Here is a 13,057-nt window from a genome sequence, read left to right as displayed (position 1 = left end):
TCACTCCGCTTCAGTGGCGGAGCATCTCCCTTTCGCACCAGGCTCCGGCAGCTCCGGAACCTCGGACTCGGTGACTTCCACCTCCTCCCCCGCGGACAAGATCTCCACTCCACCGCCGCGGGTGATTGCGAAAACCCGCGGCCCGGCATTCGCGCATGAGAGGGATGGCCTGCGCCTTTCTCTCACAACCGAACATATCTCGCCCGGACGGATGTCGTCACCCTCTACCGCGGCGTACCTCCGTTCAGGTGAATTGACCCTCTCATTACCTGCAACGATGCAACTACGCAGTCAGTTCCGGTTTATTTCGAAAGAATCCGGCATCGCTGCGACCACAGCGGCGCAGATGCCGTCATCCGCGCGGCCCGCGCCCGCGAATCCCGGCACGGCGTGCCTTCGGCCGGTCCCTTCGTGCCTTGATCCATTCATTCGTTCCCCCATGACTTCCCAAGCAGTTGCCCCGTACACAACCGGAGTTGTTCCACGGCAAGAAATCGGCCCCTCTTCTGCCGTCCCTCCTTCCCGCCTCGTCCGCGCCCACGCGTGCGCCGTCGCCGCCCGCACGGCGCGCGCCGCCTCCGTCAGGGACGCACCCGTGGTCATCAGGTCGTCCACCAGCACGACCGAGCCGCCGCGCAGCAGCCGGCCACCACCGGGCGCCACGGCCAGCGCGCCCGCGAGATTCTCCAGCCGCTGACGGGAGTTGAGCCCCGACTGGTCGGCCACCGCACGCCGCTGCCGCAGCACGGCGAGCACCCTGGCCGCGGTCCCGGTGCGCCGCAGCTCGGCCGCCGCCGCGAGCGCGATCCGCCGCGCCGGATCGTGCCCCCTCGCGCGCACCGCCGCACGCGAGGACGGAACGGGAACGAGCAGCACCGGCCCGCCACCGCCCGCGGCCGTCACACCGGGCGTCGCTCCGGACGTCGCCCGGAGCCCGGCCAGCACAGCCCCTGCCAAGGCCGTGCCGAGCGGCGCCGCGAGCGCCAGCGCACCGCGCTCCTTGTGGGCCAGCAGCACGGCCCGGACCTCGTCGGCGTACCGGGCGGCCGCGTGCACCACGGGCAGCCCGGGCGGCTCCGGCGCCGGTCGCACCCGGCTCGGTACGGCCCCGCTCAGGGCGGCACGGCACTCCTCGCAGAGCACCGTGCGAGGCATCCCGCAGCCTCCGCACTCGGCCGGCAGCACCAGGTCGGTCAGGTCCTGCCACCACCCCCGCATGCCCACCACTGTGCCAAGGGCCGAGTCCCCCTGCCAGCCCTGTGGAAAACTCCCTGTGGACAACCAGCGTGGGGTCGCGCCGACGCGCAGAACCCCGCCGGCCGGGCGAGGCGCCATCCGGTGACTCACCCCGGATAGACCGGCGCCACCCCGTCCGTGACCTTCTGCCACTGCGCCCCGGACTGCAGTCGTACGATCCCGTCCTCCGAGTACGCCACCATGGGCAGGCTGTCGGAGTCGGCCGCGGTGATCTCCTTGATCCCGCTGAGGGCCGCGGGCGCGGGCCCCTCCGGTGTGGAGCCGTCCGCCTGGACGTAGCGCATGGTCTGCACCCCGCCCTGCTCACGCCCGGCCACCACCAGCCGGCTGTCCCCGGCCCAGGACATGGCCGTGACGCTCTCCAACTCCGGTGACGCGGGACGCAGTTCGAGCACGGAGACCGTCGGGCGGTCCTCCCCGGTCTCCTGGCGCCGCTCGATCCGCCCGATGACCAGCGACGTCTTGTCGCCCTTCGCCACCACGAGCGCGACCCGCACCCCGTCGGCGGCCACCCGTACGGCCTGGATACGGCCGTCCAGCTCCGGGATCTTCACCACGACCGGCTCGCCCCTGCCCTGCTCCAGCAGAAGCAACCGGGGGTCGTCGGGGTCACGGTCGGCGATCCAGAGGTCGCCGTGCGAGTCCCAACTCGGCGCCGTCAGCCGGTCCTTCTCCGTCTTGCCGCGGCTGGTCAGCACGGGATCGGCGAGCGAACCGACGGCCGCCAGCGGCGCGACGTACAGGTCCTTGCCGTCGCCACTGACCGCGGCCCCCGTGTCCTCGTCGCGCGAGACGGCCACCGACTTCAACGCCCTGCTGCCCTCGCCCAGCGCCCCGGGCACCGGCTCCGCCTTGGTGCCGTTGTTGCCGGCCGCGATCCGTACGAGCCGGCTCTTGTCGTCGAGGAAGTACACATAGCCGGGGTCGCGCGCCGTACCGCGCACGGCCGCGGCGCCCGGCTGGTCCTCGCTGAGCGAGCACAATTGCTCGTCGCCGGACCGCAGCTCGACCTCGTCCACCGCGGGGGTCAGATTCTGCAGCGTGAACAGGACCTGCGCCGCCATCTCGGTGCACCGGTGCGTGCCGACCTTGGCCGCCTTGGCGTTGAGCGGCACGGTCAGCCTGTTCTGGTCGTCGGGCGTCAGCGTGTTGACACCCTTCTGCAGCTCCGTACCCGTGGGGAAACTCGTGCGCACCACGGGATCGAGCCAGTTCGTGGGCCCGTTGAGCAGCGAGCGCACCATCTGTGTCATGGGGTCCACGCGCCGGCGCACATACACGGGGTCGGCGACGGCCGTGGGGTGCGACGCCGTCCCCGCCGAGGCGTTCGTCGCGAAGTAGTACTTGTTGACGGGCAGGTAGTTGCGCTGGAAGTCCGACTTGCCCATCACGACGCCCTGCGGCAGCCGATCGATGCGCCACTGGTTGGTCTTCTTGTCACGCGTGAGGTGCACCGGCGCGTTGTAGACCCCACTGGCGGGCGAGTACGCCTGCTGCGAGTCCACCCGGGCGACCTTCTTCCCGGTCAGCGTGAACGAGAGGTCGTTGCCGTCCTCCCGGCCGCCCAGGCGGTTGGAGTCGATGCCCGGCCCGTCCGCGAGGACCGTGCTGGACTGCCCCGGCCGCCACGCCTGCGACGCCTCCTTGGTCAGGTACTGACGCGCCGTGGAGTAGTTCGGGTCGTCGCTGGTCAACGCCTCCAGGAAGCCGGAGACGATGTCCGAGGGCAGGGCGTTGTCCGGGGGCGGCATGGCGAAGACCCGCACCTGGGTGTCCTGCCGCGGCGTGGAGTCGACGCCGCTCACATCCCCGCTGTCGGGCATGGAGGCACACCCCGACAGCAGTACGACGCCGCAGATGCCGTACGCCAAAACGCGCATCGGACTTCGCCCGGCGCCCCCCTCGCGGTCAGCGCCCACGGAATGCCTCCCCCTGCTTCCTCGAGTCCTCCGGCCCGGTGTCCGGGCGGCTCGGGGTCTCGCTCACTGCCGCGCCCTCGGAGGGCGTCTCGTCCTGTCGTCGTGCTGTGGAGGCGGGCCGGGCCACCACGCGCGCGCCGTTCCCGGGCAGCGCCGTCGGGTCGACCGTGGGAGCCACCCCGGCCGCCCTCTGCGGCAGCGGCGGTATCTGGTCCGCGGCCTGCTGCGCGGGCACGGTGGCGACCTTGTCGGCGCCGCCGGACGGCAGCCCCGCGTCGCTCAGTCCGCGGTTGCGCCGTGAGTCCTTGGGCTCCAGCGGTATCGGCGAGCCCCTCAGCGGCTCGTCCGCGGTCCGCGGCAGCGTCAGCCGGAACTGCGAGCCGCCGCCCGGCTCGCCCCAGGCCTGCAGCCAGCCGCCGTGCAGCCGCGCGTCCTCCAGGGCGATGGACAGCCCAAGTCCCGTGCCGCCGGTGGTACGCGCGCGTGCCGGGTCGGCCCGCCAGAAGCGGCTGAACACGCGCGTGGCCTCACCGGGCTTGAGCCCGACGCCGTAGTCGCGCACCGCGACCGCGACCGCCCCGCCCGCCGCGGCGAGCTTGACCACGACGTCCTTGCCCTCGCCGTGCTCCACGGCATTGACCACCAGGTTGCGCAGCACCCGCTCCACGCGCCGGGCGTCCGCCTCCGCGACGACGGGCTGCTGGTCGCCCTTGACGCGTATGTGCGTGCCCTTGCGCTCGGCGAGCGGCTCGGCCCCGCTGACGACCCGCCGCACGACCTCCCTGAGGTCTATCGGCTCGGCCTCCAGCGCCGCCGCACCCGCGTCGAACCGGCTGATCTCCAGCAGGTCCGCGAGCAGCGACTCGAACCGGTCCAGCTGGTCGGCCAGCAGCTCCGCCGACCGCGCGGTCACCGGATCGAAGTCCTCGCGCGCCTCGTGGATGACGTCCGCGGCCATCCGTACAGTCGTCAGCGGCGTCCGCAGCTCGTGCGACACGTCCGACACGAACCGCCGCTGCATCCGCGACAGGTCCTCCAGCTGCTGGATCTTCAGCTGCAGGTTCTGCGCCATCTTGTTGAAGGCCTCGCCGAGCCGCGCGATGTCGTCCTCGCCGGTGACCTTCATACGTTCCTGCAGCCGCCCCGCGGACAGCCGCTCGGCGATCCCGGCCGCCATGCGCACCGGCGTCACGACCTGGCGCACCACCAGCCAGGCGATCGCCCCGAGCAGTACGACGACGAAGAGTCCCGCGGTCGCAAGGGTGCCCTTGACCAGGCTCAGCGACTTCTCCTCCTGCGTGAGCGGGAAGAGGTAGTACAGCTGGTACGGATCGCCGTTGGGGTCGTTGACCTGCTTGCCGATGACCAGCGCCGGCTGGCTCTCCTTGCTGTTGCTGTAAACGATGCTGGTGTAGCTCTGCGCGGCTCCCGTGCTGTCGCTGATCCGCGAGCGCAGAGCGACGGGGACGCTGGCCGAGGGGTCGACGTCGCCGGAGGCACGCGGTCCGCGCCCGCCGCCGCCGTTGTCACCGGCGGGCAGCGTCACCACGTCGAAGGCGCCCTGACCGCCGCTGGAGAGCGAGTACACCAGGTCGCTCATCCACTGGATGACGTTCTGCGAGGGACGGCCGTCCGCCGTCGTACCGCCGCCGTCGGTGGTCCCTGCCGCGGCCTCGTCGGCCTTCTGCTTGGCCACCGAGAACCCGCCGGTGGCCTGGCTCTGCGAGGCCTTCACCTTGGCGTCCAGCAGGCCGTTGCGCACCTGGCCGATCACGACGAAGCCCAGCAGCAGGACGACGCCCAGCGACATCAGCAGCGTCGTGACGACGACCTTGAGCTGGATGTTGCGCCGCCACAGCCGCATGACGGGCAGCAGCGGCCGGCGCACCCAGCGCATGAAGAGCCGCAGCACCGGGCTGCCCTGGACGCCGCCCTGGAGCAGACCGCCCTCCAGCATGCCGTCCCAGCGGGAGCCCGCGGTCTTCCGGCCCACAGGCCGCCCCGCGCGGGGGCCGGAAGACCCGGGCGTCGAAGCGGCACTGTGACCGGACATGTCAGCTGGGTCCTGCCTTGTAACCGACGCCCCGGACGGTCACCACGATCTCCGGCCGCTCCGGGTCCTTCTCGACCTTGGAGCGCAGCCGCTGCACATGGACGTTGACCAGGCGGGTGTCCGCGGCGTGGCGGTAACCCCACACCTGCTCGAGCAGCACCTCGCGGGTGAACACCTGCCACGGCTTGCGGGCGAGCGCCACCAGCAGATCGAACTCCAGCGGCGTCAGCGCGATCGACTGCCCTTCCCGCTTCACGGAGTGACCCGCCACGTCGATGACGAGGTCGCCTATGGCGAGCTGCTCCGGGGCCGGTTCCTCCGACCTGCGCAGACGCGCCCGGATGCGGGCGACCAGCTCCTTCGGCTTGAAGGGCTTCACGATGTAGTCGTCGGCACCGGACTCCAGCCCGACCACCACGTCCACGGTGTCGCTCTTGGCCGTGAGCATCACGATCGGCACACCGGACTCCGCCCTGATCAGGCGGCACACCTCGATGCCGTCCCGGCCCGGCAGCATCAGGTCGAGCAGCACCAGATCGGGCTTGCTCTCACGGAAGGCGGCCAGCGCCTTGTCGCCGTCGGCTACGAAAGACGGCTCGAAACCTTCACCACGCAGCACGATGCCGAGCATCTCGGCCAGTGCCGTGTCGTCGTCGACGACAAGGACTCGTCCCTTCATAAACGACATCATCCCATTCTCGTAACAGTGACAGAGGCGCTGGTGAGCAGGGTCACTGGCCCGTGACGATAGTCGTACTGCGCGGTCACTGTCTGCCTCGTACGCCGACGTCGATGTCCTCGACGGCTGTTCCTCACCCAGCGTAGGCGCACCCTGACCGCGCAATCCGCCCCAGCGCCCTTCGGACGGCGCCGGGCGACCCGGTGCGACGCCGCGCGCCCGCCGATGGCCCGCGTCAGCCGATCGTCACCTGCCGCGCCCTCGCACACACCTCTGCCAGGGCCTCGGCCGTCACGGGCGAGACGGTGCCCTCCTCCGTGACGATCGCGGTCACCAGCTCGGGCGGCGTCACGTCGAACGCCGGGTTGTACGCCTGGGTACCCAGAGGCGCCAGCGGGATCCCACCGCCCGCCTCCGCTCCCGCCAGCGGCACCTGCGGCGCCACGATCTCGGTCACCTCATGACCGGGACGCTGCTCCACCTCGATGGACGCCCCGTCCGGGGTGTCCGGATCCACCGTCGTCACCGGCGCCACGACGATGAACGGCACATGGTGGTACCTCGCGAGCACGGCGAGCGGATAGCTCCCCACCTTGTTCGCCACCGAGCCGTCGGCCGCGATCCGGTCCGCCCCGATCAGCACCGCGTCCACCTCGCCGGCCGCGAAGAGCGAGCCCGCCGCATTGTCCGTGAGCAGGGTGTACGCCATGCCGCTGCGCGCCGCCTCGTAGGCCGTCAGACGCGCCCCCTGCAGCAGCGGACGCGTCTCGTCCACCCACAGCCGCCGCAGACTCCCCGCCCGGTGCGCCGCGAGCGCCACCGCGAACGCCGTCCCCTCCCCACCCGACACCAGCGACCCGGTGTTGCAGTGCGTGAGAATCCGGTGCCCGCCGCCGGGCAGCAGCTCGTCGAGCAGCGCGAGCCCGCGCTCGGCCATCCGCGCGCTCGCCTCGGCATCCTCCTTGTGCAGCTGACGCGCCGCGGCCAGCGCCGCGCCCGCGGCCTCCGCGCCGTCACCGCGCTTGGCGAACTCGGCACGCCACGCGGAATGGGCCCTGCGCACACCGACGGCGAGGTTCACCGCGGTGGGCCGGGCGCCTGCCAGCGCGTTCGCCGCGTCGTCCACGTCGAAGCCGCGCGCGGCGGCGAGCGCGACACCGTAGGCTCCCGCGATGCCGAGCAGCGGCGCCCCGCGCACGGCGAGCGAACGGATCGCCTCCACCAGCGCGGGCGCGTCCGTGCAGACCAGCTCGACCTCCTCGGCCGGCAACCTCGTCTGGTCGAGAAGTACCAGTACGGGGCCTTCGGGTGGCTCCTCCCACCGGATCGCGGGGATCTCGGTCGGCCTGCCGTCTTCGCCGGAATGCGCGTGCTGATCAGCCATGCGGTCAGTCTGCCCCTTGTGCGGCGGACAATTGAAGGTGTGCAGCCCATACCGCGGCCGGTACCCGGGCGAGCACCCCATGGCACGATGGCTGCCAACCTGCCGCCGCGACCGCGGACGGGCACCGTGAAGGAGCGACGATGAAAGACACTCCGGGCTGGGCCTCGCCCGGATCTGCCCCCTCCGACGGGCAGGAGCCCGGCGCGTCCGGTCCCACCGGTCCCACCGACCGCCCCAGTGGCGCGGAGCCTGCGGACCAGCCCGGCCCCGGCCCTCAGGATCGTCCCGACCCGCAGAGCCACGGCTCGCAGTGGTCCAAGGAGCAGCCGCCACCCGGCCAGTGGTCCGCGCCCACCGGGCCCACCGGCCCCGGCAGCCCCGCTCCGCCCCCGCCGCCCGGCCCCGGCTGGGGCAATCAGCCTCCCCCGGGTCCCGGTGGCTACGGGCCCTACGGCGCTCCCGGACACCCCGGTTGGGGCGGCGGCTGGGGCGGCCCGCCGCCCGCCGCCAAGCCGGGCGTCATCCCGCTCCGCCCGCTCGGCGTCGGCGAGATCCTCGACGGCGCGGTCTCCACCATGCGCACCCACTGGCGTACGGTCCTGGGCATCTCCCTGACCGTCGCCGTGATCGCGGAGATCATCGTCATCCTGCTCCAGGGCCTCGTGCTGAACGACACCAGCACCGCCACCCTCGACGATCCGAGCGCCACCGCGAGTGAACTGACCCGCGCCCTGGGCCAGGCGATGCTGAGCTCCGGCGCCGTCTTCCTGGTCTCCCTGATCGCCACGGTCGCCGCGACCGCCCTGCTCACCACCGTCACCAGCCGCGCCGTCCTCGGCCGGTCCGTGACCACCCGGGAGGCCTGGCGCGACGCCCGCCCTCAGGTGCTCAAGCTGCTCGGCCTGATCCTGCTGCTGCTCGTCATCTCGGCCGCCATTGTGGCCGTGGGCGTACTGCCTGGGGTCCTCGTGGCCGTCTTCGGGAACGCCGATGCGGGCCTCGCTCTCGCCGTCCTGGGCGGCCTCGGCGCGGGCGTCCTCGCACTGTGGCTGATGATCCGCTTCTCCCTGTCCTCGCCCGCGCTGATGCTGGAGAAGCGGGGCGTGACCAAGTCGATGGGCCGGTCCGCGAAGCTCGTCCGCGGCTCCTGGTGGCGGGTCTTCGGCATCCTGCTGCTCGCCGGAATCATCGCCAACATCATCTCGGCGATCGTCGTCATCCCCTTCACCTTCCTCGCCGCGGCATTCAGCGGCGACGGCATCGGCAGCCTGCTGGACAGCGGGACGGGCGACCTCGGCTGGACCTTCCTCATCATCAGCGGAGTCGGCTCGGTGATCGGCTCCATGATCACGTACCCGATCAATGCCGGTGTCACCGTGCTTCTCTACATCGACCAGCGCATCCGCCGGGAAGCCCTGGACCTGGAACTGGCCCGCGCCGCAGGCGTCACGGGCTACGGCACCGACGCCGGCGCGCGGGGCTGATGACGTGAGCGTGACGGGGGGAGTTCTCGCGGCCGAGCCGACGGCGCTGCCACGGGCCGCGGGATCGGCGGTGAGGACGCTGACGCTGGCGGCCGGCCCATCCGGCTGGTCGCTCGCGCGCAGCGACGACCAGCCGCCGGTGACGATCGGCCGTGATCCCGCGCGCGAGGCGGCCCGTCGCGAGCTCACCAAGGGGATGTACCACGAGAACGACCCCAGCCTCTTCCAGCGCGCCCTGAACGCGTTCTGGGAGTGGGTCGACAAGCTCTTCGGCTCCGCGGCCTCCGCGACACCCGGGGGCGCGCTGGGCCTGGTCGTCATCATCGTGGCCGTCGTGCTGGTGCTCGCCGCCCTGTGGTGGCGCCTGGGCACGCCGCGCCGCCAACCCACCTCGGCGGCCGCCCTGTTCGACGACCGCCCCCGCAGCGCCGCCGAACACCGCGCGGCCGCCGAGGCACACGCCGCCCAGGGCCACTGGAACCAGGCCGTCCAGGAACGCATGCGCGCCATCGTCCGCTCCCTGGAGGAACGCGCGCTCCTCGACGTCCGCCCCGGCCGCACCGCGGACGAGGCAGCAGCCGCAGCGGGCCGCGCCCTGCCCTCCCACACCGACCGACTGCGCGCCGCCGCCCGGGACTTCGACGACGTGACGTACGGCGGCCGAAGGGCGAGCGAGCAGTCGTACCACCGCATCGCCGAACTCGACCGCGACCTCGAACGCACCAAGCCCCGGCTCACCAGCAGCAGCACCAGCAGCACGGCCGACAACGCCCGCCAGGGAGCCGCCGGATGACCACCGAGGCCACGCTCCCCTCCACCTCGGCCTCGCCCACCGCCCGCCAGGTGTGGACCCGCGCGCGAGGCATCGCGCTCGCCGTCGTGCTCCTCCTCGCGGCGGCCGTGGCGATCGCCGTGATCCGCTCCGACACCAAGCACGGCGAACTCGACCCGCGCTCCGTCGGCCCCCAGGGCAGCCGTGCCGTCGCCGAACTCCTCGCCGACCGCGGGGTGTCCACGCGCGTGGTCACCACCCTGGACGAGGCGCGCGCCGCGGCCGCCCCGGACACCACCCTTCTGGTCGCGGTGCCCGACCTGCTGACGCGCTCTCAACAAACCCGCCTGCACTCCTCCACCGCGGACTCCGGCGGACGCACCGTCCTCGTCGCCCCCGGCAGCTGGTCCGTCGAAAAGCTCGCCCCCGGCGTCACCGCGGACCCCGCCACCAGCTTCGACTCGACACTCGACCCCGAGTGCGAACTGCCCGCCGCCCGTCGCGCCGGCAGCGCGGACACCGGCGGCATCCGCTACACGACCACCCACCTCGACGCCGGCGAGTGCTACCCCAGCGAGCGCCTCGCCACCCTGCTGCGCATTCCGGCGGCCTCCGGCAACGGCGACACCATCGTCCTCGGCGCCCCCGACATCCTCTTCAACGACCGCCTCGACAAGCAGGGCAACGCCTCGCTCGCCCTGCAACTCCTCGGCTCCCGCCCTCATCTGGTCTGGTACCTCCCCTCGCTCTCCGACGCCTCCGCCGATCCGGACGAGGAAAAGGGCTTCCTCGACCTGCTCCCCTCCGGCTGGCTCTGGGGCACGCTGCAACTCTTCGTCGCGGCAGCCCTCGCCGCCCTCTGGCGGGCACGCCGACTCGGCCCCCTCGTGCCCGAGAAACTCCCCGTGGCCATCCGCGCCTCCGAAACCGTCGAAGGCCGTGCCCGCCTCTATCGCAAGGCGAACGCCCGCGATCGCGCGGCCGCCGCTCTTCGCTCCTCCACGCGCATCCGCCTCGCCCCCCTCGTCGGCGTCCCCGTCACCCAGGCGCACACGCCCGAGACCCTGCTTCCCGCCCTGTCCGCCCACCTCCACGGCGACGGACACCACCTGCACCCCCTGCTCTTCGGCCCGCCGCCCGGCGACGACGCGGCCCTCATCGCACTCGCCGACCAACTCGACGCCCTCGAAAGAGAGGTACGCCGTCCATGATGGACCCGACCACTGACAACGCCGGGTACACCGGGGACCCGGGCAAGGCCCGCGCCTCCCTGGAGGCCCTGCGCGCCGAGATCGCCAAAGCCGTGGTCGGCCAGGACCCCGCCGTGACCGGCCTCGTCGTCGCCCTCCTCTGCCGCGGACACGTTCTCCTCGAAGGAGTCCCCGGAGTCGCCAAAACGCTGCTCGTCCGCGCCCTCGCATCCGCACTCGAACTCGACACCAAGCGCGTGCAGTTCACCCCGGACCTGATGCCGAGCGACGTCACGGGCTCCTTGGTCTACGACACCCGCACCGCCGAGTTCTCCTTCCAGCCCGGCCCGGTCTTCACCAACCTCCTCCTCGCCGACGAGATCAACCGCACGCCCCCGAAGACCCAGTCCTCCCTCCTGGAGGCCATGGAAGAGCGCCAGGTCACGGTCGACGGCACCCCGCGCCCCCTCCCCGACCCGTTCCTGGTCGCCGCGACCCAGAACCCGGTCGAGTACGAGGGCACGTACCCCCTGCCCGAAGCCCAACTGGACCGCTTCCTGCTCAAACTGACGATCCCTCTGCCCTCCCGCCAGGACGAGATCGACGTCCTCACCCGCCACGCCGAGGGCTTCAACCCGCGCGACCTGCGCGCCGCCGGCGTACGCCCCGTGGCCGGCCCCGCCGACCTGGAGGCCGCCCGCGCAGCCGTCGCCAAGACGGCGATCTCCCCGGAGATCACCGCCTACGTGGTGGACATCTGCCGGGCCACCCGCGAGTCCCCCTCGCTCACACTGGGCGTCTCCCCTCGCGGCGCGACTGCTCTCCTGGCCACCTCGCGCGCGTGGGCGTGGCTCACCGGCCGCGACTACGTCATCCCCGACGACGTCAAGGCCCTGGCCCTCCCCACCCTCCGCCACCGCGTACAGCTACGCCCCGAGGCAGAGATGGAAGGCGTCACGGCCGACTCCGTCATCAACGCGATCCTCGCCCACGTCCCCGTCCCCCGCTGATGACACTCACCGGACGCGCCGCGCTCCTCGCGGCCCTCGGCTCCCTCCCCGTCGGCATCTGGGACCCCAGCTGGACGGGCATCCTGGCCGTGAACGCCCCCATCGCCGTGGCCTGTGCTTGCGACTTCGCACTCGCGGCACCGGTACGACGACTCGGCCTGACCCGCTCCGGCGACGCCTCCGTACGTCTGGGCGAGACGGCGAACGTGACCCTCACGGTCACCAACCCGTCCGGTCGCCTCCTCCGGGCCCGCCTGCGCGACGCCTGGCCGCCGAGCAGCTGGCAGCCCGGCACCGAGGTGGCGGCCTCCCGTCACCGCCTTACAGTCCCCGCAGGCGAACGCCGGCGCATCACCACCCGTCTGCGCCCGACCCGCCGCGGCGACCGCCACGCGGACAGGGTGACGATCCGCTCGTACGGCCCCCTCGGCCTCTTCACCCGCCAGGGCACCCACAAGGTCCCCTGGACCGTACGCGTCCTGCCGCCCTTCACCAGCCGCAAGCACCTGCCCTCGAAACTCGCCCGCCTCCGCGAACTGGACGGCCGCACCAGCGTGCTCACCCGTGGCGAAGGCACGGAATTCGACAGCCTCCGCGAGTACGTCCCCGGCGACGACACCCGCTCCATCGACTGGCGAGCAACCGCCCGCCAGACCACGGTCGCCGTACGCACCTGGCGCCCCGAACGCGACCGCCACATCCTCCTGGTCCTGGACACGGGCCGCACCTCCGCAGGCCGCGTGGGCGACGCCCCACGCCTCGACGCCTCCATGGACGCGGCCCTGCTCCTGGCAGCACTCGCCTCACGCGCCGGCGACCGGGTCGACCTGCTCGCCTACGACCGCCGGGTACGAGCCCACGTCCAGGGCCGCACGGCCCGCGACGTCCTCCCGTCCCTGGTCAACGCCATGGCCACACTCGAACCCGAACTGATCGAACTGGACGCCCGAGGCCTGACCGCGACCGCCCTTCGTACGGCGCCCCGCCGTTCCCTCATCGTGCTGCTCACCAGCCTCGACACGGCACCGGTCGAAGAAGGCCTGCTCCCCGTCCTCTCGCAACTCACCCAGCGCCACACAGTCCTGGTGGCCTCCGTCGCCGACCCCCACATCGCGCAGATGGCGAAGAGCCGCGGAAACACCGAAGCCGTCTACGACGCTGCAGCCGCCGCGCAGGCCCGGAGCGAACGCCACCGCACGGCGGAACAACTCCGTCGTCACGGGGTGACGGTCGTCGACGAGACTCCGGACGAACTGGCGCCGGCCTTGGCGGACGCGTATCTGGCACTCAAGACTGCGGGGCGCCTGTA

General features: G+C 72.3%; 10 protein-coding genes. 5 read left to right on the top strand and 5 right to left on the bottom strand.

Annotated features, from left to right (window positions below):
• Window positions 1–291: 291 nt before the first annotated feature.
• The 5 genes from MQN93_RS36290 to mtnA form a co-directional block, all read right to left on the bottom strand.
• The gene (locus tag MQN93_RS36290; RefSeq protein WP_242712884.1) at window positions 292–1,218 is read right to left on the bottom strand and encodes a ComF family protein; all 927 of its coding nucleotides are present in this window, start codon (window positions 1,216–1,218) and stop codon (window positions 292–294) included.
• A gap of 125 nt (window positions 1,219–1,343) precedes the next feature.
• Window positions 1,344–3,176: an LpqB family beta-propeller domain-containing protein gene (locus MQN93_RS36285; RefSeq protein ID WP_242712883.1), complete on the bottom strand. Its 1,833-nt coding sequence runs from the start codon at window positions 3,174–3,176 to the stop codon at window positions 1,344–1,346.
• Entirely contained in the window at window positions 3,166–5,229 is a 2,064-nt protein-coding gene (gene mtrB, locus MQN93_RS36280; protein WP_242712882.1) for an MtrAB system histidine kinase MtrB, read from the bottom strand. The genes MQN93_RS36285 and mtrB overlap by 11 nt, the downstream gene beginning before the upstream one ends.
• Window position 5,230: 1 nt before the next feature.
• Window positions 5,231–5,920, bottom strand: a complete 690-nt coding sequence (gene mtrA / locus MQN93_RS36275) for a two-component system response regulator MtrA (RefSeq protein WP_016438163.1) — start codon at window positions 5,918–5,920, stop codon at window positions 5,231–5,233.
• A 223-nt stretch (window positions 5,921–6,143) separates the two neighbouring features.
• Complete coding sequence (gene mtnA, locus MQN93_RS36270; RefSeq protein ID WP_242712881.1) at window positions 6,144–7,292, bottom strand: S-methyl-5-thioribose-1-phosphate isomerase; 1,149 nt, start codon at window positions 7,290–7,292, stop codon at window positions 6,144–6,146.
• A gap of 140 nt (window positions 7,293–7,432) precedes the next feature.
• Here mtnA and MQN93_RS36265 point away from each other — a divergent pair, with 140 nt between their 5' ends.
• The 5 genes from MQN93_RS36265 to MQN93_RS36245 form a co-directional block, all read left to right on the top strand.
• Complete coding sequence (locus MQN93_RS36265; RefSeq protein ID WP_242712880.1) at window positions 7,433–8,776, top strand: DUF7847 domain-containing protein; 1,344 nt, start codon at window positions 7,433–7,435, stop codon at window positions 8,774–8,776.
• Window positions 8,777–8,780: 4 nt separating this feature from the next.
• Window positions 8,781–9,569 (top strand): DUF4129 domain-containing protein, encoded by a 789-nt coding sequence (locus tag MQN93_RS36260; protein WP_242712879.1) that lies wholly within the window; start codon window positions 8,781–8,783, stop codon window positions 9,567–9,569.
• Window positions 9,566–10,759 carry a DUF4350 domain-containing protein gene (locus tag MQN93_RS36255; RefSeq protein ID WP_242712878.1) on the top strand — a complete coding sequence of 398 codons (1,194 nt, stop codon included), beginning with the start codon at window positions 9,566–9,568 and terminating at the stop codon, window positions 10,757–10,759. Before MQN93_RS36260 ends, MQN93_RS36255 begins: the two co-directional genes overlap by 4 nt.
• Window positions 10,759–11,748, top strand: coding sequence for an AAA family ATPase (locus MQN93_RS36250; RefSeq protein WP_106964612.1), 990 nt, complete (start codon window positions 10,759–10,761; stop codon window positions 11,746–11,748). Before MQN93_RS36255 ends, MQN93_RS36250 begins: the two co-directional genes overlap by 1 nt.
• The coding region (locus MQN93_RS36245) for a DUF58 domain-containing protein (protein WP_242712877.1) at window positions 11,748–13,057 on the top strand (1,310 nt) is incomplete at its 3' end. The genes MQN93_RS36250 and MQN93_RS36245, both read left to right, overlap by 1 nt.

The organism is Streptomyces spinosisporus (assembly GCF_022698145.1).
Lineage (GTDB): Bacteria > Actinomycetota > Actinomycetes > Streptomycetales > Streptomycetaceae > Streptomyces > Streptomyces spinosisporus.
The sequence above is the reverse complement of the archived record's forward strand: the minus strand, read 5'-3'. Positions and strand labels throughout refer to the sequence as shown.